General features: G+C 64.3%; 2 protein-coding genes. One reads left to right on the forward strand and one right to left on the reverse strand.

Features of this window, described 5'->3' with window-relative positions; genetic code table 11:
* Positions 1 to 137: 137 nt before the first annotated feature.
* On the reverse strand, positions 138 to 1019 hold the full coding sequence (locus DYI24_RS25950; RefSeq protein ID WP_164574355.1) for a LysR family transcriptional regulator: 882 nt from the start codon (positions 1017 to 1019) through the stop codon (positions 138 to 140).
* A 105-nt stretch (positions 1020 to 1124) separates the two neighbouring features.
* Here DYI24_RS25950 and DYI24_RS25955 point away from each other — a divergent pair.
* On the forward strand, positions 1125 to 1807 hold a 683-nt coding region (locus DYI24_RS25955; RefSeq protein ID WP_164574356.1), incomplete at its 3' end, for a cation:dicarboxylate symporter family transporter.

The following is a 1807-nucleotide window of genomic DNA, read 5'->3' on the forward strand; positions in this document are numbered from 1 at the left end:
TCTTCGGCGACAGCAACGTGACCGATCGAACGCGAACCCAGCCATGGTCGCGGGGCCTGCCGGCGATGCCGGCGGGCCCTCGACGCCGAGTTGGGTTGTTGCGTGGTTCGGCTGCTGCGCCGAACATATTCGAATCGTCAGCCCGCCTTGCCGGACAGCGTCTGCACCAGCGCGATGAACTGACTCGCCAGCGGATTGTTGGCGCCGGTCGTCAGCGCGTAGACATCAGCCAAAATCGGCGGCCCGCCGATCGGTCGATACACCACGTCCTGATGCGCCAGCTTGCTGACGAATTCCGGGATGATGGCGATGCCGAGACCCGCTGCCACCAGGCTCGTCAGCGATGCCGACTCGATCGCCTGATGAGTGACGCGCGGTGCATAGCCCGCCTCGAAGCAGCACTGCCACAGATACTTGGCAAACAGCGAATCCTCCAGCCGCAGAAACACGAAGCTCTCGTCGCGGAGATCCGCCAGCGTCACCTTTCTGGTCAGTAGCGCGGGGCCTTTCGGCCGCACCAGCCGGACCAATTCCCGCCACGCCCGTTCGCTGGCGATCTCGGCATCCTGCGGCGGACAGCGCAGGAAGCTGACATCGGTCTGGCCGGATTTCAGCGCTGCGACCTGCCGGTCGGGCGACATCTCGTGGATGCGGAGATCGACGTTCGGGTAGTTGAGCGCAAACTGCTGGATCGCTCGTCCCAGCGGCCCGGTGAGCACCGATCCGGTCAGCCCGACATTGAGAATGCCGGCGGTCCCGGCGCCGATCGAGCGGGCGCGCTGCACGGCGGTTTCGGCCCGCTCCAGAATCGCGAGCGCCTGCTTCAAGAAGTCCTCGCCGGCCCGGGTCAGCGCGACGCGGCGTGTGGTCCGCTCGAACAGCGGGGTGCCGATCTCGGCCTCCAAATCCCTGATCTGCTGGCTGAGTGGCGGCTGCGCCACGCCGAGGCTGTCGGCAGCCGCGGTGAAATTCAGGTGCCGCGCCACGGCGGCGAAATAACGGAGATGGCGGATTTCCATCCCTCAATCATATGTCAAACGTATCAATCGAGACACATGAAATATTTGACGTCTAGAAACTCAGCAGTGATTGTTTCGCAGGCTCCAAATCCCGGGAACATTCCGATGACGCGGTTTTTCAGGTCGCTGTTTGGGCAGGTGGTTGCCGCCCTCGTACTTGGTGTGGCCCTCGGTGCGTTGTGGCCTGAGGTCGGGGTCGCGCTGAAGCCGCTCGGCGACCTGTTCATCAAACTGATCAAGTTCGCGATCGCCCCGCTGGTGTTCGGCGTGGTGGTCAACGGCATCGTCGGCGCCGGTGACCTGAAGAAAGTCGGGCGGGTCGGACTGAAATCGCTGATCTACTTCGAAGCCGTGACGACGGTCGCGCTCGCGCTCGGCATCGTGCTGGCCTACGTGTTCCAGCCCGGCGCCGGCATGAACGTCAACACCGCGACGCTCGATGGTTCGGCCCTCGCCGGCTACAGCAGCCACGTCAAGGAAGTCACCGGCTTCACCGACTTCATCATGCGGCTGGTGCCCACCACCTTCATCGACGCGTTCGCCAAGGGCGACGTGCTGCAGGTGCTGATCATCGCGATCCTGTTCGGCGCCGGGCTGTCGCTGCTCGGCGACCGCGGCAAGCCGCTGGCCGACAGCATCGAGCGGATCACCGAGGTGCTGTTCAAGATCATCGGCATCATCGTCAAGCTGGCGCCGCTCGGCGTGCTCGGGGCGGTGTCGTTCACGGTCGCCAAATACGGAATCGGCTCGCTGAAGCAGCTCGGCCTGCTGGTCGGCCTGTTCTATGT

Source organism: Rhodopseudomonas sp. BR0C11 (assembly GCF_010820945.1).
Lineage (GTDB): Bacteria > Pseudomonadota > Alphaproteobacteria > Rhizobiales > Xanthobacteraceae > Rhodopseudomonas > Rhodopseudomonas palustris_H.

What these genes read in the sequence shown, in the direction of transcription:
- DYI24_RS25950 (WP_164574355.1), bottom strand. Translation starts at nt 1,019, where the DNA reads ATGGAAATCCGCCATCTCCGTTATTTCGCCGCCGTGGCGCGGCACCTG.